At 41.5% G+C, this 22,266-nt stretch carries 25 protein-coding genes and 1 other annotated feature; all 25 genes read left to right on the top strand.

Features of this window, described 5'->3' with window-relative positions; translation table 11 throughout:
* Window positions 1–207: 207 nt before the first annotated feature.
* The 25 genes from HT722_RS07380 (at window position 208) to HT722_RS07260 (ending at window position 22,076) form a co-directional block, all read left to right on the top strand.
* A complete protein-coding gene (locus tag HT722_RS07380) occupies window positions 208–618 on the top strand; it encodes a DUF5301 domain-containing protein (protein ID WP_173278372.1) in 411 nt (136 codons plus the stop codon).
* Window positions 619–857: 239 nt separating this feature from the next.
* Window positions 858–1,766 (top strand): LysR family transcriptional regulator, encoded by a 909-nt coding sequence (locus tag HT722_RS07375; protein ID WP_049532373.1) that lies wholly within the window; start codon window positions 858–860, stop codon window positions 1,764–1,766.
* Window positions 1,763–2,224, top strand: a complete 462-nt coding sequence (gene lspA / locus HT722_RS07370) for a signal peptidase II (RefSeq protein WP_049551269.1) — start codon at window positions 1,763–1,765, stop codon at window positions 2,222–2,224. The genes HT722_RS07375 and lspA overlap by 4 nt, the downstream gene beginning before the upstream one ends.
* Window positions 2,214–3,101, top strand: a complete 888-nt coding sequence (locus tag HT722_RS07365) for an RluA family pseudouridine synthase (RefSeq protein ID WP_173278370.1) — start codon at window positions 2,214–2,216, stop codon at window positions 3,099–3,101. The genes lspA and HT722_RS07365 overlap by 11 nt, the downstream gene beginning before the upstream one ends.
* 2 nt (window positions 3,102–3,103) lie before the next feature.
* The gene (cbpE, locus tag HT722_RS07360) at window positions 3,104–4,987 is read left to right on the top strand and encodes a phosphorylcholine esterase CbpE (RefSeq protein WP_173278368.1); all 1,884 of its coding nucleotides are present in this window, start codon (window positions 3,104–3,106) and stop codon (window positions 4,985–4,987) included.
* A 100-nt stretch (window positions 4,988–5,087) separates the two neighbouring features.
* Window positions 5,088–6,197 (top strand): glutamate 5-kinase, encoded by a 1,110-nt coding sequence (gene proB / locus HT722_RS07355; RefSeq protein ID WP_240146946.1) that lies wholly within the window; start codon window positions 5,088–5,090, stop codon window positions 6,195–6,197.
* 9 nt (window positions 6,198–6,206) lie between these two features.
* Window positions 6,207–7,469: a glutamate-5-semialdehyde dehydrogenase gene (locus HT722_RS07350; protein WP_173278364.1), complete on the top strand. Its 1,263-nt coding sequence runs from the start codon at window positions 6,207–6,209 to the stop codon at window positions 7,467–7,469.
* Window positions 7,470–7,472: 3 nt separating this feature from the next.
* Window positions 7,473–8,270, top strand: a complete 798-nt coding sequence (gene proC / locus HT722_RS07345; protein ID WP_173278362.1) for a pyrroline-5-carboxylate reductase — start codon at window positions 7,473–7,475, stop codon at window positions 8,268–8,270.
* A 228-nt stretch (window positions 8,271–8,498) separates the two neighbouring features.
* A complete protein-coding gene (tmk, locus tag HT722_RS07340) occupies window positions 8,499–9,137 on the top strand; it encodes a dTMP kinase (RefSeq protein WP_173278360.1) in 639 nt (212 codons plus the stop codon).
* Window positions 9,134–10,024 (top strand): DNA polymerase III subunit delta', encoded by an 891-nt coding sequence (locus HT722_RS07335; protein WP_173278358.1) that lies wholly within the window; start codon window positions 9,134–9,136, stop codon window positions 10,022–10,024. Before tmk ends, HT722_RS07335 begins: the two co-directional genes overlap by 4 nt.
* 39 nt (window positions 10,025–10,063) lie before the next feature.
* A complete protein-coding gene (gene yabA / locus HT722_RS07330) occupies window positions 10,064–10,381 on the top strand; it encodes a DNA replication initiation control protein YabA (protein ID WP_000358228.1) in 318 nt (105 codons plus the stop codon).
* Window positions 10,382–10,383: 2 nt separating this feature from the next.
* Window positions 10,384–11,253 (top strand): 16S rRNA (cytidine(1402)-2'-O)-methyltransferase, encoded by an 870-nt coding sequence (rsmI, locus tag HT722_RS07325; protein ID WP_173278356.1) that lies wholly within the window; start codon window positions 10,384–10,386, stop codon window positions 11,251–11,253.
* A gap of 333 nt (window positions 11,254–11,586) precedes the next feature.
* Window positions 11,587–12,921, top strand: a complete 1,335-nt coding sequence (trmFO, locus tag HT722_RS07320; RefSeq protein ID WP_173278354.1) for a methylenetetrahydrofolate--tRNA-(uracil(54)-C(5))-methyltransferase (FADH(2)-oxidizing) TrmFO — start codon at window positions 11,587–11,589, stop codon at window positions 12,919–12,921.
* 83 nt (window positions 12,922–13,004) lie between these two features.
* A complete protein-coding gene (gene pyrH / locus HT722_RS07315; RefSeq protein WP_000013003.1) occupies window positions 13,005–13,742 on the top strand; it encodes a UMP kinase in 738 nt (245 codons plus the stop codon).
* Window positions 13,743–13,750: 8 nt separating this feature from the next.
* A complete protein-coding gene (gene frr / locus HT722_RS07310; protein ID WP_001262225.1) occupies window positions 13,751–14,308 on the top strand; it encodes a ribosome recycling factor in 558 nt (185 codons plus the stop codon).
* Window positions 14,309–14,366: 58 nt separating this feature from the next.
* On the top strand, window positions 14,367–15,221 hold the full coding sequence (cvfB, locus tag HT722_RS07305; protein WP_050220982.1) for an RNA-binding virulence regulatory protein CvfB: 855 nt from the start codon (window positions 14,367–14,369) through the stop codon (window positions 15,219–15,221).
* A gap of 8 nt (window positions 15,222–15,229) precedes the next feature.
* Complete coding sequence (locus tag HT722_RS07300; protein WP_001232089.1) at window positions 15,230–15,445, top strand: YozE family protein; 216 nt, start codon at window positions 15,230–15,232, stop codon at window positions 15,443–15,445.
* 84 nt (window positions 15,446–15,529) lie between these two features.
* On the top strand, window positions 15,530–16,534 hold the full coding sequence (locus HT722_RS07295) for a PhoH family protein (protein ID WP_173278352.1): 1,005 nt from the start codon (window positions 15,530–15,532) through the stop codon (window positions 16,532–16,534).
* A gap of 212 nt (window positions 16,535–16,746) precedes the next feature.
* Complete coding sequence (locus tag HT722_RS07290; protein WP_173278350.1) at window positions 16,747–17,316, top strand: GNAT family N-acetyltransferase; 570 nt, start codon at window positions 16,747–16,749, stop codon at window positions 17,314–17,316.
* A 66-nt stretch (window positions 17,317–17,382) separates the two neighbouring features.
* Window positions 17,383–18,021 (top strand): helix-hairpin-helix domain-containing protein, encoded by a 639-nt coding sequence (locus HT722_RS07285; protein ID WP_173278347.1) that lies wholly within the window; start codon window positions 17,383–17,385, stop codon window positions 18,019–18,021.
* The gene (locus HT722_RS07280; RefSeq protein ID WP_173278345.1) at window positions 18,005–20,245 is read left to right on the top strand and encodes a DNA internalization-related competence protein ComEC/Rec2; all 2,241 of its coding nucleotides are present in this window, start codon (window positions 18,005–18,007) and stop codon (window positions 20,243–20,245) included. Before HT722_RS07285 ends, HT722_RS07280 begins: the two co-directional genes overlap by 17 nt.
* A 71-nt stretch (window positions 20,246–20,316) precedes the next feature.
* Window positions 20,317–20,448: a sequence feature (ribosomal protein L20 leader region), on the top strand.
* Window positions 20,449–20,463: 15 nt separating this feature from the next.
* Window positions 20,464–20,994, top strand: coding sequence for a translation initiation factor IF-3 (gene infC / locus HT722_RS07275; protein ID WP_000848180.1), 531 nt, complete (start codon window positions 20,464–20,466; stop codon window positions 20,992–20,994).
* Between the two features lie 32 nt (window positions 20,995–21,026).
* Window positions 21,027–21,227 (top strand): 50S ribosomal protein L35, encoded by a 201-nt coding sequence (gene rpmI, locus HT722_RS07270; protein ID WP_001125943.1) that lies wholly within the window; start codon window positions 21,027–21,029, stop codon window positions 21,225–21,227.
* 51 nt (window positions 21,228–21,278) lie between these two features.
* Complete coding sequence (gene rplT, locus HT722_RS07265) at window positions 21,279–21,638, top strand: 50S ribosomal protein L20 (RefSeq protein ID WP_000124834.1); 360 nt, start codon at window positions 21,279–21,281, stop codon at window positions 21,636–21,638.
* Window positions 21,639–21,695: 57 nt separating this feature from the next.
* Window positions 21,696–22,076 carry a VOC family protein gene (locus tag HT722_RS07260; protein WP_000157153.1) on the top strand — a complete coding sequence of 127 codons (381 nt, stop codon included), beginning with the start codon at window positions 21,696–21,698 and terminating at the stop codon, window positions 22,074–22,076.
* Window positions 22,077–22,266 lie beyond the last annotated feature (190 nt).

Genomic DNA, 22,266 nt, shown 5'->3' with positions numbered 1-22,266 from the left:
AATATTATAGAGCCTTTTAAAAACCAATGTAAGAAGCGAACTTATCGGCTACTTTATCTTTTAGATACAATCATAAAATAGTGGAATGTAAAAATTTTACAGTAATAAAGTTTATGAGGGAATAAGATATTGTAAAAATTGCTAAGGTTTGATACTATAATTGTATCTCAGAGAAAAAGTAAGAAGAATGAAAGGACGTGAACCTGTATGAAACATCTTATCACAGTTATAGTCTGTTCAATCTCTTTTCTTGTTCTATCAGCTTGCGCCAGTAAGAAAAAACTTATTCTTCCTGAACCTGAAACGATCTCTGTAATTTCTATTCAGAAAAAACTCTCTGATAATGTTAAAACAATAACCAAGAGAGAAGATATCTCAAAATTGATTGAGGAGATACAGAAACAGTCCAAATCTACCTCTTTGGAGAGTGTAAATGATCAACCGACAAATGTTAAAGATTACATCATTATCAAGTTTTATCATCAGAATGAGGAAAATGATAGTGTAGTCTATCTATATACTAAGAAGAAAAGACAGTATATTGAACAACCTTATGCTGGTATCTGGGAAGTAAATCCAGATATAGCTAATAGGATTGAAGAGACTTTTTCTAGTTGATTTATAGGACAAAAGAAAATTTTAGAGTCTTTTCTTGCATCATATTATAAACGGTAAATCAAAGATTTGCTGTTTTTATTTGCTTGAAATTAGATAAGGACTGAAAAAGATATCATTCTAACTCTTGTATTGGGATGTTAGAGTCTTCATTGAGTCTTGAAAATTTCCTGACTTTTTTCCTTTTTGGAAAACTTCAAAAATATGGTATAATGAAAAGATAAAGAAGTTGGGGGTAGAAGATGAACATTCAACAATTACGCTATGTTGTGGCCATTGCCAATAGTGGCACTTTCCGTGAAGCTGCTGAAAAGATGTATGTTAGTCAGCCGAGTCTGTCCATTTCTGTTCGTGATTTGGAAAAAGAGTTGGGCTTTAAGATTTTCCGTCGGACCAGCTCAGGGACTTTCTTGACTCGTCGTGGTATGGAATTCTATGAAAAAGCGCAAGAATTGGTTAAAGGATTTGATATTTTTCAAAATCAGTATGCCAATCCTGAGGAAGAAAAAGATGAATTTTCCATTGCTAGTCAGCACTATGATTTCTTGCCACCAACCATTACGGCCTTTTCAGAGCGCTATCCTGATTATAAGAACTTCCGTATTTTTGAATCGACTACTGTTCAAATCTTAGATGAAGTAGCGCAAGGTCACAGTGAGATTGGGATTATCTACCTCAACAATCAAAATAAAAAGGGGATTATGCAACGGGTTGAAAAGCTAGGCTTAGAGGTCATTGAATTGATTCCCTTCCATACCCACATTTATCTCCGCGAGGGGCATCCTTTGGCTCAGAAAGAGGAATTGGTCATGGAGGATTTAGCGGATCTACCAACGGTTCGTTTTACTCAAGAGAAAGACGAGTACCTTTATTATTCAGAGAACTTTGTCGACACCAGCGCTAGCTCACAGATGTTTAATGTGACAGACCGTGCTACCTTGAATGGTATTTTGGAGCGGACGGACGCCTATGCGACTGGTTCTGGATTTTTAGATAGTGATAGTGTTAATGGCATTACAGTTATTCGTCTCAAGGATAACCTAGATAATCGCATGGTCTATGTTAAACGTGAAGAGGTGGAGCTTAGTCAAGCTGGGAATCTTTTCGTAGAAGTCATGCAAGAATATTTTAATCAGAAGAGGAAATCATGAAAAAAAGAGGAATAGTGGCAGTCATTGTATTGCTTTTGATTGCGCTGGATCAGTTAGTTAAATCCTATATCGTCCAGCAGATTCCACTGGGTGAAGTGCGCTCTTGGATTCCCAATTTCGTTAGCTTGACCTACCTGCAAAATCGAGGGGCAGCCTTTTCGATGCTACAAGACCAGCAGTGGTTATTTGCTATCATTACACTGGTCGTTATGGTAGGTGCCATTTGGTATCTACATAAACACATGGAGGACTCGCTTTGGATGGTCTTGGGCTTGACCTTGATAATCGCAGGTGGTCTTGGAAACTTTATTGACAGGATCAGTCAGGGATTTGTTGTGGATATGTTCCACCTTGACTTTATTAATTTTGCAATTTTCAATGTAGCAGATAGCTATCTGACTGTTGGAGTGATTATTTTATTGATTGCAATGCTAAAAGAGGAAATAAATGGAAATTAAAATTGAAACTGGTGGCCTGCGTTTAGATAAGGCTTTGTCAGATTTGACAGAATTATCACGTAGTCTCGCGAATGAACAAATCAAATTAGGCCAGGTCTTGGTCAATGGTCAAGTCAAGAAAGCTAAATACACTGTTCAAGAGGGTGATATCGTCACTTACCATGTACCAGAGCCGGAGGTCTTAGAGTATGTGGCTGAGAATCTTCTGCTAGATATCATCTACCAAGATGAGTATGTGGCCGTCGTTAACAAGCCTCAGGGGATGGTTGTGCATCCGAGTGCTGGTCATACTAGTGGAACTTTGGTAAATGCCCTTATGTATCATATTAAGGACTTGTCGGGTATCAATGGGGTTCTACGCCCAGGAATTGTTCATCGTATTGATAAGGATACGTCTGGCCTTCTCATGATTGCTAAAAACGATGAGGCGCATCTAGCACTTGCTCAAGAACTGAAGGATAAAAAGTCTCTCCGCAAATATTGGGCGATTGTTCATGGAAATCTGCCTAATGATCGTGGTGTGATTGAAGCGCCGATTGGACGGAGTGAAAAAGACCGTAAGAAACAGTCTGTAACTGCTAAAGGGAAACCTGCAGTGACGCGTTTCCACGTCTTGGAACGCTTTGGTGATTACAGCTTAGTGGAGCTACAGCTGGAAACAGGCCGCACTCATCAAATCCGTGTTCATATGGCTTACATCGGACATCCAGTCGCTGGTGATGAAGTCTATGGTCCTCGCAAGACACTTAAGGGGCATGGACAATTTCTTCATGCTAAGACTTTAGGTTTTACTCATCCGAGAACAGGTGAGACCATGGCATTTACAGCAGATATCCCAGAGATTTTTAAGGAAACATTGGAGAGATTGAGAAAGTAAGAATGAAAAAGAAATTAACTAGTTTAGCACTTGCAGGCGCTTTTTTAGCTTTGTCATGGTATGGAAATGTTCAAGCTCAAGAAAGTTCAGGAAATAAAATTCACTTTATCAATGTTCAAGAAGGTGGCAGTGATGCGATTATTCTTGAAAGCAATGGGCATTTTGCCATGGTGGATACAGGAGAAGATTATGATTTTCCTGATGGAAGTGATTCTCGTTATCCATGGAGAGAAGGAATTGAAACGTCTTATAAGCATGTTCTAACAGACCGTGTCTTTCGTCGTTTGAAGGAATTGGGTGTTCAAAAACTTGATTTTATTTTGGTAACCCATACCCACAGTGACCATATTGGAAATGTTGATGAATTACTGTCTACCTATCCAGTTGACCGAGTCTATCTTAAAAAATATAGTGATAGTCGTATTACTAATTCTGAACGTCTATGGGATAATCTGTATGGCTATGATAAGGTTTTACAGACTGCTTCAGAAAAAGGTGTTTCAGTTATTCAAAACATCACACAAGGAGATGCTCATTTTCAGTTTGGGGACATGGATATTCAGCTCTATAATTATGAAAATGAATATGATGAGAATGGAAATCTTAAACCTGTTTGGGATGACAATTCCAATTCCTTGATTAGCGTGGTGAAAGTCAATGGCAAGAAAATTTACCTTGGGGGAGACTTAGATAATGTTCATGGAGCAGAAGACAAGTACGGTTCTCTTATTGGAAAAGTTGATTTGATGAAGTTTAATCATCACCATGATACCAACAAATCAAATACCAAGGATTTCATTAAAAATTTGAGTCCGAGTTTGATTGTTCAAACTTCGGATAGTCTACCTTGGAAAAATGGTGTTGATAGTGAGTATGTTAATTGGCTCAAAGAACGAGGAATTGAGAGAATCAACGCAGCCAGCAAAAACTATGATGCAACAGTTTTTGATATTCGAAAAGACGGTTTAGTAAACATTTCAACATCCTACAAGCCGATTCCAAGTTTTCAAGCTGGTTGGCATAAGAGTGCATATGGGAACTGGTGGTATCAAGCGCCTGATTCTACAGGAGAGTATACTGTCGGTTGGAATGAAATCGAAGGTGAATGGTATTACTTTAACCAAACGGGTATCTTGTTACAGAATCAATGGAAAAAATGGAACAATCATTGGTTCTATTTGACAGACTCTGGTGCTTCTGCTAAAAATTGGAAGAAAATTGATGGAATCTGGTATTACTTCAACAAAGAAAATCAGATGGAAATTGGTTGGGTAAATACTGGAGGTCAGAATTATTATTTATCCAAGGATGGTTCGCTGCAAACAGGTTGGCTTCAATATAAGGGGCAATGGTATTACTTTGCTCCATCAGGGGAAATGAAAACGGGCTGGGTAAAAGATAAAGAAACCTGGTACTATATGGATTCTACTGGTATCATGAAGACAGGTGAGATAGAAGTTACAGGTCAACATTATTATCTGGAAGATTCAGGAGCTATGAAGCAAGGTTGGCTTAAAAAGGCAAATGCTTGGTACTTCTACAAGACAGACGGTTCACGAGCTGTTGGTTGGATCAAAGACAAGGATAAATGGTACTTCTTGAAAGAAAATGGTCAATTGCTTATGAATGGTAAGACACCAGAAGGCTATACTGTTGATTCAAGCGGTGCCTGGTTAGTGGATGTTCCGGTCGAAAAATCTGCTACAATTAAAACTACAAGTAATTCAGAAATAAAAGAATCGAAAGAAGTAGTGAAAAAGGATCTTGAAAATAAAGAAACGAGTCAACATGAAAGTGTTACAAGTTCTTCAACTAGTCAAGATTTGACTTCTTCAACTTCACAAAGCTCTGAAACGAGTGCAAACAAATCGGAATCAGAACAGTAGTAAAAAAGAAGGTTTTAGGGCCTTCTTTTTCCTATCAACTCTTTTCTATTTCCTGTTATTCATGTTATAATGGATAAATATGAATAATCGGAGTGAGACTATGAAATACAAACGGATTGTCTTTAAGGTGGGGACTTCTTCTCTGACAAATGAGGATGGAAGTTTATCACGTAGTAAGGTAAAGGCTATTACCCAGCAGTTGGCTATGCTGCACGAGGCTGGTCATGAATTGATTTTGGTGTCGTCGGGTGCCATTGCTGCCGGTTTTGGGGCCTTAGGATTTAAGAAGCGTCCGACTAAGATTGCTGATAAACAGGCTTCAGCAGCGGTAGGGCAAGGCCTTTTGTTGGAAGAATACACGACCAATCTTCTCTTGCGCCAAATTGTTTCTGCCCAAATTTTGCTGACCCAGGATGATTTTGTGGATAAGCGCCGTTATAAAAATGCCCATCAGGCTTTGTCAATTCTACTTAACCGTGGAGCGATTCCTATCATCAACGAGAATGACAGTGTCGTCATTGATGAGCTCAAGGTCGGGGACAATGACACTCTAAGTGCCCAGGTAGCGGCCATGGTCCAAGCAGACCTTTTGGTCCTCTTGACAGATGTGGACGGTCTCTATACTGGAAACCCTAATTCAGATCCAACAGCCAAACGCTTGGAGAAAATCGAGACCATCAATCGTGAGATTATTGATATGGCCGGTGGAGCAGGTTCTTCAAACGGTACTGGGGGCATGTTAACAAAAATCAAGGCTGCGACTATTGCGACGGAATCAGGAGTTCCTGTTTATATCTGCTCATCCTTGAAGTCAGATACCATGATTGAAGCGGCTGAGGAAAGCAAGGATGGTTCCTACTTTGTTGCTCAAGAGAAGGGACTTCGTACCCAGAAACAATGGCTTGCCTTCTATGCTCAGAGCCAAGGTTCTATTTGGGTAGATAAAGGGGCTGCAGAAGCTCTCTCTCAACATGGCAAGAGTCTCCTTTTATCTGGTGTTGTTGAAGCAGAAGGCGCCTTTTCTTACGGTGATATCGTGACAGTATTTGACAAGGAAAGTGGAAAATCACTTGGAAAAGGACGCGTGCAATTTGGAGCATCTGCTTTGGAGGATATGTTGCGTTCTCAAAAAGCCAAGGGTGTCTTGATTCACCGTGATGACTGGATTTCCATTACTCCTGAAATCCAACTACTCTTTACAGAATTTTAGAGGTAAACTATGGTAAGTACACAAGAACAATTTGAACAGGTACAGGCTGTTAAAAAATCGATCAACACAGCTAGTGAAGTCGTGAAAAACCAAGCCCTGCTAGCCATGGCTGACCACTTAGTGGCTGCTACTGAGGAGATTTTAGCAGCCAATGCCCTCGATATGGCAGCGGCTAAGGGGAAAATCTCAGATGTGATGCTGGATCGTCTTTATTTGGATGCAAGTCGTATAGAAGCAATGGCAACTGGGATTCGTGAAGTGGTTGCTTTACCAGATCCAATCGGTGAAGTTTTAGAAACCAATCAGCTTGAAAATGGTTTGGTTATCACCAAAAAACGTGTAGCTATGGGTGTTATCGGTATTATCTATGAAAGTCGTCCAAATGTAACGTCTGACGCAGCTGCTTTAGCTCTTAAGAGTGGAAATGCAGTTGTTCTTCGTAGTGGTAAGGATGCCTATCAAACAGCCCGTGCCATTGTCACAGCCTTGAAGAAGGGCTTGGAGACGACTACTATTCACCCAGATGTGATTCAGCTGGTGGAAGATACCAGCCGAGAAAGCAGCTATGCCATGATGAAGGCAAAGGGCTATCTAGACCTTCTTATTCCTCGTGGGGGAGCTGGTTTGATCAATGCCGTGGTTGAGAATGCTATCGTACCTGTTATCGAGACTGGGACTGGGATTGTCCATGTCTATGTGGATAAGGATGCAGATGAAGACAAGGCTCTGTCTATCATCAATAATGCCAAAACCAGTCGTCCTTCTGTTTGTAATGCCATGGAGGTTCTACTTGTTCATGTAGACAAGGCAGCAAGCTTCCTTCCTCGCTTGGAGCAAGTTCTAGTTGCAGAGCGTAAAGAAGCTGGGTTGGAGCCAATTCAATTCCGCTTGGATAGCAAAGCAAGTCAGTTTGTTTCAGGTCAAGCAGCTGAAGCACAAGACTTTGACACCGAGTTTTTAGACTATGTCCTAGCTGTTAAGGTTGTGAGCAGTTTAGAAGAAGCGGTTGAGCATATTGAAACCCACAGTACCCATCATTCGGATGCCATTGTGACGGAAAATGCTGAAGCTGCAGCTTACTTTACAGATCAAGTGGACTCTGCAGCTGTCTATGTCAATGCCTCAACTCGTTTCACAGATGGTGGCCAATTTGGTCTGGGTTGTGAAATGGGGATTTCAACTCAGAAACTGCACGCGCGTGGTCCAATGGGATTAAAAGAGTTGACTAGCTACAAGTATGTGGTTATGGGTGATGGTCAGATAAGGGAGTAAGAGATGAAAATTGGATTTATCGGTTTGGGGAATATGGGAGCTAGTTTGGCCAAGGCTGTTTTGCAGGCCAAGACGTGTGATGACATTCTTCTTGCCAATCGTAGCCAAGCCAAGGTGGATGCTTTCATTGCAGACTTTGGTGGTCAGGCTTCCAGCAATGAAAAAATATTCGCAGAAGCAGATGTGATTTTTCTAGGAGTTAAGCCTGCTCAGTTTTCTGAACTGCTTTCTCAATATCAGACCATCCTTGAAAAACGAGAAAGTCTTCTTTTGATTTCGATGGCAGCTGGATTAACTTTAGAAAAACTAGCAAGTCTTATACCAAGTCAACACCGAATTATTCGTATGATGCCAAATACCCCTGCTTCTATTGGTCAAGGAGTGATTAGTTATGCCTTGTCTCCTAATTGCAGGGCTGAGGACAGTGAGCTATTTTGTCAGCTTTTAGCTAATGCTGGTCTCTTGGTTGAACTTGGGGAAAGCTTAATAGATGCAGCGACAGGTCTTGCAGGCTGTGGACCGGCCTTTGTCTATCTCTTTATTGAGGCCTTGGCAGATGCAGGTGTTCAGACTGGATTACCAAGAGAAACGGCATTGAAAATGGCAGCTCAAACTGTGGTAGGAGCTGGGCAATTGGTCCTTGAAAGTCAGCAACATCCTGGAGCATTGAAAGACCAAGTCTGTAGCCCAGGCGGTTCGACTATTGCTGGCGTAGCAAGCCTAGAAGCGCATGCTTTTCGAGGAACGGTCATGGATGCAGTTCATCAAGCCTACAGACGAACACAAGAACTAGGTAAATAAGAGGTGGATGTGTCTGCCTCTTTTATGGTGGTTGATACTTTTCGAAAATCTCTTCAAACCACGTCAGCTTCCATCTGCAATCTCAAAACAGTGTTTTGAGCAACCTGCGGTTAGCTTCCTAGTTTGCTCTTTGATTTTCATTGAGTATGAAATGAGAAGACAAAAAGATTGTCACAAACCCCTATTTTTTTGATAGAATAGAAGTAGTAAAAAAGAAATGAGTTAGACATGTCAAAAGGATTTTTAGTCTCTCTTGAGGGACCAGAGGGAGCAGGAAAGACCAGTGTTTTAGAGGCTTTGCTCCCAATTTTAGAGGAAAAAGGAGTAGAGGTGCTGACGACCCGTGAACCTGGCGGAGTCTTGATTGGGGAGAAGATTCGTCAAGTGATTTTGGACCCAAGTCATACTCAGATGGATTCTAAAACAGAGCTTTTGCTCTATATCGCCAGTCGCAGACAGCACTTGGTGGAAAAAGTTCTTCCAGCACTTGAAGCTGGTAAGTTGGTCATTATGGACCGCTTCATCGATAGTTCTCTTGCCTATCAGGGGTTTGGTCGTGGCTTGGATATTGACGCCATTGATTGGCTCAATCAGTTTGCGACAGATGGCCTTAAACCCGATTTGACACTCTATTTTGACATCGAGGTGGAAGAAGGGCTAGCTCGCATTGCTGCTAATAGTGACCGCGAGGTTAATCGTCTGGACTTGGAAGGGTTGGACTTGCACAAAAAAGTCCGTCAAGGCTACCTTTCTCTTCTGGACAAAGAAGGAAATCGTATTGTCAAGATTGATGCTAGTTTTCCTTTGGAGCAAGTTGTGGAAACTACCAAGGATATCTTATTTGAGAGAATGGGCTTGATTAAATGAAACAAGATCAACTAAAGGCTTGGCAGCCAGACCAGTTTGACCGTTTTGTCCGTATCCTAGAACAAGACCAGCTCAATCATGCCTACCTCTTTTCAGGCTTCTTTGGAAGCTTGGAAATGGCGCAGTTTTTGGCTAAGAGCCTCTTTTGTACAGATAAAGTAGGTGTTTTACCATGTGAGAAATGCCGAAACTGCAAGCTGATTGAACAGGGAGAGTTTCCCGATGTCACCTTGATTAAGCCAGTCAATCAGGTTATTAAGACAGAACGCATTCGGGAATTGGTGGGACAGTTTTCTCAAGCAGGGATTGAAAGCCAGCAGCAGGTCTTTATTATCGAGCAAGCTGAGAAGATGCACCCCAACGCAGCTAATTCTCTGCTCAAGGTCATCGAAGAACCCCAGAGTGAGGTTTATATTTTCTTCTTGACTAGCGATGAGGAAAAGATTTTACCAACAATCCGCAGTCGGACCCAGATTTTCCACTTTAAAAAGCAAGAAGAGAAGCTCATCTTGCTCTTAGAACAAATGGGACTGGTTAAGAAAAAAGCGACTCTCCTAGCCCAGTTTAGTCAATCGCGAGCTGAAGCAGAAAAGTTAGCCAATCAGGCAAGTTTTTGGACCTTGGTTGATGAAAGTGAACGCCTGCTGACTTGGTTAGTGGCTAAGAAAAAAGAAAGTTATCTGCAGGTTGCTAAATTAGCCAACTTGGCAGATGACAAGGAAAAACAAGATCAGGTTTTACGGATTCTTGAAGTTCTCTGTGGACAAGATATCCTACAAGCAAGAGTAAGAGTGATTTTACAAGATTTGCTAGAAGCTAGAAAAATGTGGCAGGCTAATGTCAGCTTTCAAAATGTCATGGAATATCTGGTCTTGAAAGAAATATAAACTCAAAAATGAACGATAAAGAAAGGAAAGGGCTGTTTTATGGACAAAAAAGAATTATTTGACGCGCTGGATGATTTTTCCCAACAGTTATTGGTAACCTTGGCCGATGTGGAAGCCATCAAGAAAAATCTCAAGAGCCTGGTAGAGGAAAATACAGCTCTTCGTTTGGAAAATTCTAAGTTGCGCGAACGCTTGGGTGAGGTGGAAGCAGATGCTCCTGTCAAGGCTAAGCATGTTCGTGAAAGTGTCCGTCGCATTTACCGTGATGGATTTCACGTTTGTAATGATTTTTATGGACAACGTCGAGAGCAGGACGAGGAATGTATGTTCTGTGACGAGTTGTTGTACAGGGAGTAGGCATGCAAATTCAAAAAAGTTTTAAGGGGCAGTCTCCCTACGGCAAGCTGTATCTAGTGGCAACGCCGATTGGCAATCTAGACGATATGACCTTTCGAGCTATCCAGACCTTGAAAGAAGTGGACTGGATTGCTGCTGAGGACACGCGTAATACAGGGCTTTTGCTCAAGCATTTTGATATTTCTACTAAGCAGATTAGTTTTCATGAGCATAATGCCAAGGAAAAAATTCCTGATTTGATTGGTTTTCTGAAAGCAGGGCAAAGTATTGCTCAGGTATCCGACGCGGGTCTGCCCAGCATCTCGGATCCTGGTCATGATTTGGTTAAGGCAACCATTGAGGAAGATATTGCTGTTGTCACAGTTCCAGGTGCTTCTGCAGGAATTTCTGCCTTGATTGCCAGTGGTTTAGCGCCACAGCCTCATATCTTTTATGGCTTTTTACCGAGAAAATCAGGCCAGCAAAAGCAATTTTTCGACTTGAAAAAAGACTATCCAGAAACCCAGATTTTCTATGAATCGCCCCATCGTGTGGCAGATACGTTGGAAAATATGCTAGAAGTCTACGGTGACCGCTCGGTGGTCTTGGTTAGAGAATTGACCAAAATCTATGAAGAATACCAAAGAGGAAAGATCTCTGAATTGCTGGAAAGTATCTCTGAAACGCCACTTAAGGGAGAATGCCTTATCATCGTTGAAGGTGCCAGTCAGGATGTGGAGGAAAAAGACGAGGAGGACTTGTTCTTAGAAATCCAAGCCCGTATCCAGCAAGGCATGAAGAAAAATCAAGCTATCAAGGAAGTAGCGAAGATTTACCAGTGGAATAAAAGTCAGCTCTACGCTGCCTACCACGACTGGGAAGAAAATGACTAAACAGGGAAGTTTGCCTTCTTCCCTTTTTTTGTTATACTAGTAGAAGAAAAAAATAGAAAGATTTGTGGGAGTGAAAAAGTCCGGGGGACTTTTTCAGCCTGAGCCAGGAAATTCGAAAGCGAGGAAAGTCCGGGGGACTTTTTCAGCCTGAGCCAGGAAATTCGAGAGTGAGGAAAGTCTTGTGGACTTTTTCAGCCTGAGCCAAGAAACTCGAGAGCGAAGTAAGTCCTGTGGACTTTTTCAGTCTGAGCCAAGAAATTCGAAAACTCTTAAGTTTGATTGGCTTTTTCAATGTGAAATTTGTTTTCACACTCCCAAAGAGGTATTAGTGTCGTGTCTCAATCTTATATCAATGTTATCGGTGCTGGTTTGGCAGGTTCTGAAGCAGCCTACCAAATCGCAGAGCGTGGTATTCCAGTTAAACTTTATGAAATGCGTGGTGTCAAGTCAACACCTCAGCACAAAACAGAAAATTTTGCAGAGTTAGTTTGTTCTAATTCTCTTCGTGGGGATGCTTTGACAAATGCTGTCGGGCTTCTCAAGGAAGAAATGCGTCGCTTGGGTTCAGTTATCTTGGAATCTGCTGAAGCAACCCGTGTTCCTGCAGGAGGAGCTCTTGCGGTGGACCGTGATGGTTTCTCCCAAATGGTGACCGAAAAAGTGGCCAACCACCCCTTGATTGAAGTGGTTCGTGATGAAATTACAGAATTGCCGACGAATGTTATTACGGTTGTCGCTACTGGTCCTTTGACTAGTGATACCCTAGCTGAAAAGATTCATGCCCTTAATGATGGCGATGGTTTCTATTTCTACGATGCGGCAGCGCCGATTATCGACGTCAATACCATCGATATGAGCAAGGTCTATCTCAAGTCTCGTTATGATAAGGGAGAAGCGGCTTATCTCAACGCTCCCATGACCAAGCAAGAATTTATGGATTTCCATGAAGCCTTGGTCAATGCGGAAGAAGCACCGCTCAATTCTTTCGAAAAAGAAAAGTATTTTGAAGGCTGTATGCCTATCGAAGTCATGGCCAAGCGTGGCATTAAAACTATGATTTATGGACCTATGAAACCAGTCGGTCTTGAGTATCCAGACGACTATACTGGACCTCGTGATGGCGAATTCAAAACACCGTACGCGGTTGTTCAACTTCGTCAGGACAATGCAGCTGGTAGCCTCTATAATATCGTCGGTTTCCAGACCCACCTCAAATGGGGAGAACAAAAGCGTGTCTTCCAAATGATTCCAGGTCTTGAAAATGCTGAGTTTGTTCGTTATGGTGTCATGCACCGCAATTCTTACATGGATTCACCAAATCTTCTTGAGCAGACTTACCGTTCTAAGAAACAACCAAATCTCTTCTTTGCTGGTCAGATGACGGGTGTGGAAGGATATGTTGAGTCAGCGGCATCAGGTCTAGTAGCTGGAATTAACGCGGCTCGTCTTTTCAAGGGAGAAAGCGAGGCTATTTTCCCAGAAACAACAGCAATTGGAAGTCTGGCTCATTACATCACTCATGCAGACAGCAAGCATTTCCAACCAATGAATGTCAACTTTGGGATTATCAAGGAGTTGGAAGGCGAGCGTATCCGTGATAAGAAGGGTCGTTATGAAAAAATTGCTGAGCGTGCTCTTTCTGACTTAGAGGAATTTTTAACAGTCTAATTTTTTTCAAAGAATTGCTCATGATACTATAAAAATCTTAGAAATTATGATAAAATAGGTAGGATGAAAAAAGGAGAGTAAAAATGGCGAACCCCAAGTATAATCGTATTTTAATCAAGTTATCAGGTGAAGCCCTTGCCGGTGAACGTGGCGTAGGGATTGATATCCAAACAGTTCAAACAATTGCAAAAGAGATTCAAGAAGTTCATAGCTTAGGTATCGAAATTGCCCTTGTTATTGGTGGAGGAAATCTCTGGCGTGGAGAACCTGCTGCAGAAGCAGGAATGGACCGTGTTCAGGCAGATTACACTGGAATGCTTGGGACCGTTATGAATGCTCTTGTGATGGCAGATTCATTGCAGCAAGTTGGCGTCGATACGCGTGTGCAAACTGCTATTGCCATGCAACAAGTTGCAGAACCTTACGTACGTGGACGTGCCCTTCGTCACCTTGAAAAAGGCCGTATCGTTATCTTTGGTGCCGGAATTGGTTCACCTTACTTCTCAACAGATACAACGGCGGCTCTTCGTGCAGCTGAAATCGAAGCAGATGCCATTCTTATGGCTAAAAATGGGGTCGATGGTGTTTACAATGCCGATCCTAAGAAAGACAAGACAGCCGTTAAGTTTGAAGAATTGACTCACCGTGATGTTATCAATAAAGGTCTTCGTATCATGGACTCAACAGCTTCAACCCTCTCTATGGACAACGACATTGACTTGGTTGTCTTCAACATGAACCAACCAGGAAACATTAAACGTGTCGTATTTGGTGAAAATATCGGAACAACAGTTTCAAATAATATCGAAGAAAAGGAATAAGAAAGATTATGGCTAACGCAATTATTGAAAAAGCTAAAGAGAGAATGACCCAGTCTCACCAATCACTTGCTCGTGAATTTGGTGGTATCCGTGCAGGCCGTGCCAATGCAAGTTTGCTCGACCGTGTACATGTAGAATACTATGGAGTAGAAACTCCTCTTAACCAAATCGCTTCAATTACGATTCCAGAAGCGCGTGTTTTGTTGGTAACACCATTTGACAAGTCTTCATTGAAAGACATCGAACGTGCCTTGAACGCTTCTGATCTTGGTATCACACCAGCTAACGACGGTTCTGTTATTCGCTTGGTTATCCCTGCTCTGACAGAAGAAACTCGTCGTGACCTTGCTAAAGAAGTGAAGAAGGTCGGTGAGAATGCTAAAGTGGCTGTCCGCAATATCCGTCGTGATGCTATGGATGAAGCTAAGAAACAAGAAAAAGCAAAAGAAATTACTGAAGACGAATTGAAGACTCTTGAAAAAGACATTCAAAAAGTAACAGACGATGCTGTTAAACACATCGACGACATGACTGCCAATAAAGAAAAAGAACTCTTGGAAGTCTAAAAATAAACAGAAAACTCAGTTGGCATTGCTGGCTGAGTTTTATTCGAAAGAAGGAAATATGAATACAAATCTTGCAAGTTTTATCGTTGGACTCATCATCGATGAAAATGACCGTTTTTACTTTGTGCAAAAGGATGGCCAGACCTATGCGCTTGCCAAGGAAGAAGGTCAACATACAGTAGAGGATACGGTCAAAGGTTTTGCCTACACAGATATGAAGCAAAAACTCCGCCTGACAACCTTAGAAGTGACTGCTACTCAGGACCAATTTGGTTGGGGACGTGTCACAGAAGTACGCAAGGACTTGGGTGTCTTTGTGGATACAGGCCTTCCTGACAAGGAAATCGTTGTGTCACTCGATATTCTCCCTGAGCTCAAGGAACTCTGGCCTAAGAAGGGCGACCAACTCTACATCCGTCTTGAAGTGGACAAGAAAGACCGTATTTGGGGCCTCTTGGCTTATCAAGAAGACTTCCAACGTCTAGCTCGTCCTGCTTACAACAACATGCAGAACCAAAACTGGCCAGCCATTGTGTACCGTCTCAAGCTGTCAGGAACTTTTGTTTACCTGCCAGAAAATAATATGCTTGGTTTTATTCACCCAAGTGAGCGCTATGCAGAACCACGTTTGGGTCAAGTCTTAGATGCGCGTGTCATTGGTTTCCGTGAAGTGGATCGCACTCTGAACCTTTCTCTCAAACCACGTTCTTTTGAAATGTTGGAAAATGATGCCCAGATGATTTTGACATACTTGGAAAGCAATGGCGGTTTTATGACCTTAAATGATAAGTCATCTCCAGACGACATTAAAGCAACCTTTGGCATTTCTAAAGGTCAGTTCAAGAAAGCACTCGGCGGCTTGATGAAGGCTGGTAAAATCAAGCAAGACCAGTTTGGGACAGAGTTGATTTAGGGTGATTTATGAGAAAATCATTTTACACTTGGCTCATGACCGAGCGCAATCCTAAAAGTAATAGTCCTAAAGCTATCTTGGCAGACCTAGCTTTTGAAGAGTCTTCCTTCCCAAAACACACAGATGATTTTGATGAGGTGAGTCGCTTTTTAGAGGAGCATGCCAGTTTCTCTTTTAACCTAGGAGACTTTGACGCCATCTGGCAAGAATACTTAGAACACTAGCATGATTCACTAGGTTTGGGCTAGTAATTTCTCCACCCCTTTGCTATAATAAAAAGAAATAAAAGGATTAGAGAGGTTCTTTATTTGAAGGAACATTCAATAGACATTCAACTGAGTCATCCAGATGACCTGTTTCATCTTTTTGGTTCCAATGAACGCCATCTTCGTTTGATGGAAGAAGAGCTTGATGTTGTTATTCATGCTCGTACGGAGATTGTCCAGGTTTTGGGAGAAGAGTCTGCTTGTGAGGAAGCCCGTCAGGTTATTCAGGCTTTGATGGTCTTGGTGAATCGTGGGATGACCGTTGGCACGCCAGATGTGGTGACTGCGATTAGCATGGTCAAAAACGATGAAATCGACAAGTTTGTCGCCCTTTATGAAGAAGAAATCATCAAGGACAATACAGGGAAGCCTATCCGTGTCAAAACACTGGGTCAAAAACTTTATGTGGATAGTGTCAAACAGCATGATGTGACCTTTGGAATTGGGCCAGCAGGAACAGGGAAGACCTTTCTTGCAGTGACCTTGGCCGTGACTGCCCTTAAACGTGGGCAAGTCAAACGAATTATCCTGACACGCCCAGCGGTGGAAGCAGGAGAGAGTCTAGGTTTTCTTCCAGGTGATCTTAAGGAGAAGGTAGATCCTTACCTTCGACCTGTTTATGATGCCTTGTATCAGATTCTGGGAAAAGACCAAACGACTCGTCTCATGGAGCGTGAAATTATCGAGATTGCGCCCCTTGCCTATATGCGTGGACGAACCTTGGATGATGCCTTTGTCATTCTCGATGAGGCGCAAAACACGACCATCATGCAGATGAAGATGTTCTTGACTCGTTTAGGTTTTCATTCTAAGATGATTGTCAATGGAGATATCAGCCAGATTGACCTGCCACGTAATGTCAAGTCCGGTTTGATTGACGCTCAAGAGAAACTAAAGAACATTCACCAAATCGACTTTGTTCATTTTTCAGCCAAGGATGTGGTTCGCCATCCAGTTGTCGCTCAGATTATTCGAGCTTATGAACCAGTACCGGTTAAAAAAGAAGAGAGTGAAGAATTAGATCTTCAACCTCTATCTGAAGGATAGTTCTTTTGTACTTAAAGTTATCTCAATACTAAATCTATAGTAGATTGAAGCTAGAATAGTACGTCGTGACTGCTAAAACATTTCTAGAAATTAATTTGACTTTCCTGATTGATTTGTTTATATCTTATTTCAATCTACTATAAGTTTGCTTTTTAAATGTTTTATTCAATATCCTTGTATTAGATTAGAAAGGTTTCAAGTGGAAGAAACGTATGGAATCAATCTTTTTAAAACTAGCTCAGTATCCCATAGTCGAGACTGAGCGTTTATTGCTTAGACCTGTAACCTTGGATGATGCGGAAGAAATGTTTGCCTATGCCTCGGACAGAGAAAATACGCGCTACACTTTTCCAACCAATCAAAGCTTGGAAGAAACCAAGAATAACATTGCTCAGTTCTACTTGGTTAATCCCTTGGGACGTTGGGGAATAGAACTAAAAAGCAATGGCAAATTTATCGGAACCATTGACTTGCACAATATTGATCCTGTTCTTAAGAAGGCTGCTATTGGCTACATTATCAATAAAAAGTATTGGAATCAAGGATTAACAACAGAAGTCAATCGTGCTGTGATTGAGCTAGCTTTTGAGAAGATAGGGATGAATAAGTTGATTGCCCTTCACGATAAGGACAATCCTGCATCTGGAAAGGTTATGGAGAAATCAGGCATGCATTTTTCACATGCAGAACCATATGCTTGTATGTACCAGCATGAAGAAGGCCGAATCGTTACAAGAGTTCATTATGTCTTGACCAAGGAAGACTATTTTGCAAATAAATAAGCAGTTGAAAAGAAATTTTCGACTGTTTTTTCTTTCTCTTACGAATAATCTAAGAGAGGAGAAAATATGGAAGCAATTATCGAGAAAATCAAAGAGTATAAAATCATTGTCATCTGTACTGGTCTGGGCTTGCTTGTAGGCGGATTTTTCCTGCTAAAGCCAGATTCACAAACACCTGTCAAGGAAAGGAATTTGCAGGCAGAAGTTGCAGCTGTTTCCAAGGTTTCATCAACCGAAAAGGAAGTGAAGGAAGAACCGGTTGAACAAGATCTAATCACAGTAGATGTCAAAGGTGCTGTTAAAGCACCTGGAATTTATGATTTGCCGGTAGGTAGTCGAGTCAATGATGCTGTTCAGAAGGCTGGTGGCTTGACAGAACAAGCAGATAGCAAGTCGCTTAATCTAGCTCAGAAAGTTAGTGATGAGGCTTTGGTTTACGTTCCCACTAAGGGAGAAGAAGTAGCTAGTCAGCAGACTACTTCGGGGGCAGCTTCTTCAACAAGCAAGGACAAGAAGGTCAATCTCAATAAGGCCAGTCTGGAAGAACTCAAGCAGGTCAAAGGACTGGGTGGCAAACGAGCTCAGGACATTATCGATCATCGTGAGGCAAATGGGAAATTCAAGTCGGTTGATGAACTTAAGAAGGTCTCTGGCATTGGTGCTAAAACGATAGAAAAGCTAAAAGACTATGTTACAGTGGATTAAGAATTTCCCCATCCCCCTAATCTATCTGAGTTTTCTATTACTCTGGCTTTACTACGCCATTTTTTCAGCATCCTATCTTGCTTTGTTGGGCTTCGTTTTTCTGCTAGTCTGCCTCTTTATCCAATTTCCTTGGAAATCTGCGGGCAAAGTTCTAATGATTTGCGGAGTCTTTGGCTTTTGGTTTCTGTTTCAAAATTGGCAACAGAGTCAAGCGGGTCAAAATTTGGCGTATTCTGTTGAAAGGGTACGGATTTTGACTGACACTATTAAGGTCAATGGTGACAGTCTATCCTTTCGTGGCAAGTCTGATGGACTCATTTTTCAAGTTTATTATAAACTCCAGTCCGAGGAGGAGAAAGAAGCCTTTCAAACCTTGACAGACCTTTATGATATAGAACTAGAAGGAAAACTTTCGGAGCCAGAAGGGAAGAGAAATTTTGGTGGCTTTGACTACCGAGCCTATCTGAAGACTCAGGGAATTTACCAGACTCTCAATATAAAAAGAATCCAGTCGCTTCAAAAAGTCGGCAGTTGGGATATAGGTGAAAACCTGTCCAGTTTACGCCGTAAGGCTGTGGTTTGGATTAAGACGCACTTTCCAGACCCTATGCGCAATTACATGACAGGGCTTCTATTAGGACATCTGGACACCGACTTTGAAGAGATGAATGAGCTTTATTCCAGTCTAGGAATTATTCATCTTTTTGCCTTGTCGGGCATGCAGGTAGGATTTTTCATGGATGGCTTTAAGAAACTACTCTTGCGATTAGGCTTGATCCAAGAAAAGTTGAGGTGGCTGACTTATCCCTTTTCCCTTATCTATGCTGGTCTGACAGGATTTTCGGTATCGGTCATTCGCAGTCTCTTGCAGAAGCTACTGGTTCAACATGGTGTTAAGGGCTTGGATAATTTTGCCTTGACGGTGCTTGTCCTCTTTATTGTCATGCCAAACTTTTTCTTGACTGCAGGAGGAGTTTTGTCATGTGCTTATGCTTTTATCTTGACTATGACAAGCAAAGAAGGGGAGGGGCTTAAGGCTGTTGCCAGAGAAAGTCTAGTCATTTCCTTGGGAATATTGCCCATTTTATCCTTCTATTTTGCAGAATTTCAGCCTTGGTCTATCCTTTTGACCTTTGTCTTTTCCTTTCTATTTGACTTAATCTTCTTACCGCTCCTGTCTATCTTATTTGCCCTTTCCTTTCTCTATCCAGTCATTCAGCTTAATTTTATTTTTGAATGGTTGGAGGGAATGATTCGCTTGGTATCACAGGTGGCAAGTAGACCTCTGGTCTTTGGACAACCCAATGCATGGCTTTTAATCTTATTGTTAATTTCCTTGGCTTTGGTCTATGATTTGAGGAAAAACATTAAAAGGCTAGCAGTATTGAGCTTGTTGATTACAGGACTCTTTTTCTTGACAAAGCATCCACTGGAAAATGAAATTACAATGCTGGATGTTGGGCAAGGTGAAAGTATTTTCCTAAGGGATGTAACTGGGAAGACCATTCTCATAGATGTAGGTGGCAAGGCAGAATCTGATAAGAAAATCGAAAAATGGCAAGAAAAGACGACGACCAGCAATGCACAGAGAACCTTGATTCCTTATCTAAAAAGTAGAGGAGTAGCCAAGATTGACCAGCTGATTTTGACAAATACGTACAAGGAACATGTTGGAGATTTGTTGGAGGTGACCAAGGCTTTCCATGTAGGCGAAATTTTAGTGTCCAAAGGCAGTCTAAAACAGAAGGAATTTGTTGCAAAACTACAGGCAACTCAAACCAAGGTGCGGAGTGTGACAGCAGGAGAGAAATTGCCAATTTTTGGAAGTCACTTAGAAGTCCTATCTCCAAGGAAAATTGGAGATGGAGATCATGAAGATTCCCTTGTTCTGTATGGAAAACTCTTGGATAAGCACTTTCTCTTTACTGGAAATTTGGGGGAGAAAGGAGAGAAGGACTTGCTGAAGCAATATCCTGACCTAGAGGTGGATGTTTTGAAAGCTAGCCAACATGGCTCTAAAAAATCATCAAGTTCAGCCTTTCTAGAAAAACTCAAACCAGAGATGATTCTCATCTCAGTTGGAAAGAGCAATCGAACGAAACTACCCCATCAGGAAACCTTGACTCGACTGGAAGGTATCAATAGCAAAGTTTACCGAACTGACCAGCATGGATCTATACGGTTTAAAGGGTGGAAAAGTTGGAAGATTGAAACGGTTCTTTAGTCTCCAAAACTTTTCAAAAAAATAACTTTTTATCTTGACAAGAGCTAGAAAACTTGGTATCATATAAAAGTTGAGAAAAGCAGAAGTGAGAGCTTCTCGCCTTGTGACATTAAGTTGCCTGGCCCTACGGATGAAAAGTTTCTAAGAAACGCTATCATAACGTGCGGGCTTGTATATTTACGAGTCCGCTATTGTTTTTCTCTAATAAAACAAAAGAGGTGAAAACCATAGCAAAGCAAGACTTATTCATCAATGATGAGATTCGTGTACGTGAAGTTCGCTTGATTGGTCTTGAAGGAGAACAGCTAGGCATCAAGCCACTCAGTGAAGCGCAAGCTTTGGCTGATAACGCTAATGTTGACCTAGTATTGATTCAACCCCAAGCCAAACCGCCTGTTGCAAAAATTATGGACTACGGTAAGTTCAAATTTGAGTACCAGAAGAAGCAAAAAGAACAACGTAAAAAACAAAGTGTTGTTACTGTGAAAGAAGTTCGTCTAAGTCCAACTATTGACAAGGGTGACTTTGATACAAAACTTCGCAATGCACGCAAATTCCTTGAAAAAGGAAATAAAGTTAAGGTATCTATTCGCTTTAAGGGTCGTATGATTACCCATAAAGAGATTGGTGCAAAAGTTTTAGCCGAGTTTGCTGAAGCAACTCAAGATATTGCCATCATCGAACAACGTGCTAAAATGGATGGACGTCAAATGTTCATGCAATTGGCGCCAGCGACTGACAAAAAATAATTGTCAGAAAGTTAAATAAAGGAGAAAAAATCATGCCAAAACAAAAAACACACCGCGCATCAGCTAAACGTTTCAAACGTACAGGTTCTGGTGGACTTAAACGTTTCCGTGCTTACACTTCTCACCGTTTCCACGGAAAAACTAAGAAACAACGTCGTCATCTTCGTAAAGCATCTATGGTGCATTCAGGAGATTACAAACGTATCAAAGCAATGCTTACTCGCTTGAAATAATAGCTTGACTGTAAGTAAACAATTCTAGGAAATATTTGGAGGAAATAAAACATGGCACGTGTTAAAGGTGGCGTTGTATCACGCAAACGTCGTAAACGTATTCTTAAATTAGCAAAAGGTTACTATGGAGCTAAACACATCTTGTTCCGTACTGCAAAAGAACAAGTAATGAACTCTTACTACTATGCATACCGTGACCGTCGTCAGAAAAAACGTGACTTCCGCAAATTGTGGATCACTCGTATCAACGCGGCAGCTCGTATGAACGGGCTTTCATACTCACAATTGATGCATGGTTTGAAATTGGCTGAGATCGAAGTTAACCGTAAAATGCTTGCTGACTTGGCTGTTAATGATGCAGCAGCTTTCACAGCTCTTGCAGATGCAGCGAAAGCAAAACTTGGTAAATAACAACTGATGAGACTGGAACAGGATTGTCCAGTCTTTTTAAAAATAAAGGAGAAAAATATGGCTTCAAAAATGCTACATACTTGCTTGCGAGTAGAAAATCTTGAAAAATCAATCGCATTTTATCAAGATGCTTTTGGTTTTAAAGAATTGCGTCGCAGAGATTTTCCAGACCATGCCTTCACGATTGTCTATCTAGGTCTTGAGGGTGATGACTATGAGTTGGAGTTGACTTATAACTACGATCATGGTCCTTATGTGGTTGGAGATGGATTTGCCCATATCGCCCTCAGTACACCCGATCTTGAGGCGCTTCATCAAGAGCATAGTGCCAAAGGCTATGAAGTGACTGAGCCAAATGGCCTACCAGGAACTGCACCTAACTATTACTTTGTCAAAGACCCTGATGGATATAAGGTCGAAGTCATTCGTGAAAAATAATCTCGTGAGGTCAAGTAGAATGTTCGTTTTCTACTTGACTTTTTTTAGCTGAAAGAGTATACTAGTAAAAATTTAACCTTTAAGGGGAGTCCAGAGAGACTCACAAGGTGTCAGATAAAAGAATAGTGCAATTTTCTAGAGGAGACTTTTTGAGTGTGCTCTCTTCTGTTGTACGATTTTAACTGAGGCC

This window comes from Streptococcus sp. 53, assembly GCF_013276565.1.
Taxonomy (GTDB): Bacteria; Bacillota; Bacilli; order Lactobacillales; family Streptococcaceae; genus Streptococcus.
This window is presented reverse-complemented; position numbering and strand designations above follow the sequence as displayed.

Coding starts and splice junctions, on each gene's coding strand:
- rpmI (WP_001125943.1), top strand. CDS start 21,027: ATGCCAAAACAAAAAACACACCGCGCATCAGCTAAACGTTTCAAACGT.
- rsmI (WP_173278356.1), top strand. CDS start 10,384: ATGCAAATTCAAAAAAGTTTTAAGGGGCAGTCTCCCTACGGCAAGCTG.
- HT722_RS07375 (WP_049532373.1), top strand. CDS start 858: ATGAACATTCAACAATTACGCTATGTTGTGGCCATTGCCAATAGTGGC.
- HT722_RS07300 (WP_001232089.1), top strand. CDS start 15,230: ATGAGAAAATCATTTTACACTTGGCTCATGACCGAGCGCAATCCTAAA.
- cvfB (WP_050220982.1), top strand. CDS start 14,367: ATGAATACAAATCTTGCAAGTTTTATCGTTGGACTCATCATCGATGAA.
- HT722_RS07350 (WP_173278364.1), top strand. CDS start 6,207: ATGGTAAGTACACAAGAACAATTTGAACAGGTACAGGCTGTTAAAAAA.
- proC (WP_173278362.1), top strand. CDS start 7,473: ATGAAAATTGGATTTATCGGTTTGGGGAATATGGGAGCTAGTTTGGCC.
- rplT (WP_000124834.1), top strand. CDS start 21,279: ATGGCACGTGTTAAAGGTGGCGTTGTATCACGCAAACGTCGTAAACGT.
- HT722_RS07280 (WP_173278345.1), top strand. CDS start 18,005: ATGTTACAGTGGATTAAGAATTTCCCCATCCCCCTAATCTATCTGAGT.
- frr (WP_001262225.1), top strand. CDS start 13,751: ATGGCTAACGCAATTATTGAAAAAGCTAAAGAGAGAATGACCCAGTCT.
- pyrH (WP_000013003.1), top strand. CDS start 13,005: ATGGCGAACCCCAAGTATAATCGTATTTTAATCAAGTTATCAGGTGAA.
- lspA (WP_049551269.1), top strand. CDS start 1,763: ATGAAAAAAAGAGGAATAGTGGCAGTCATTGTATTGCTTTTGATTGCG.
- HT722_RS07260 (WP_000157153.1), top strand. CDS start 21,696: ATGGCTTCAAAAATGCTACATACTTGCTTGCGAGTAGAAAATCTTGAA.
- HT722_RS07290 (WP_173278350.1), top strand. CDS start 16,747: ATGGAATCAATCTTTTTAAAACTAGCTCAGTATCCCATAGTCGAGACT.
- HT722_RS07335 (WP_173278358.1), top strand. CDS start 9,134: ATGAAACAAGATCAACTAAAGGCTTGGCAGCCAGACCAGTTTGACCGT.
- tmk (WP_173278360.1), top strand. CDS start 8,499: ATGTCAAAAGGATTTTTAGTCTCTCTTGAGGGACCAGAGGGAGCAGGA.
- yabA (WP_000358228.1), top strand. CDS start 10,064: ATGGACAAAAAAGAATTATTTGACGCGCTGGATGATTTTTCCCAACAG.
- HT722_RS07285 (WP_173278347.1), top strand. CDS start 17,383: ATGGAAGCAATTATCGAGAAAATCAAAGAGTATAAAATCATTGTCATC.
- HT722_RS07365 (WP_173278370.1), top strand. CDS start 2,214: ATGGAAATTAAAATTGAAACTGGTGGCCTGCGTTTAGATAAGGCTTTG.
- HT722_RS07380 (WP_173278372.1), top strand. CDS start 208: ATGAAACATCTTATCACAGTTATAGTCTGTTCAATCTCTTTTCTTGTT.
- cbpE (WP_173278368.1), top strand. CDS start 3,104: ATGAAAAAGAAATTAACTAGTTTAGCACTTGCAGGCGCTTTTTTAGCT.
- proB (WP_240146946.1), top strand. CDS start 5,088: ATGAAATACAAACGGATTGTCTTTAAGGTGGGGACTTCTTCTCTGACA.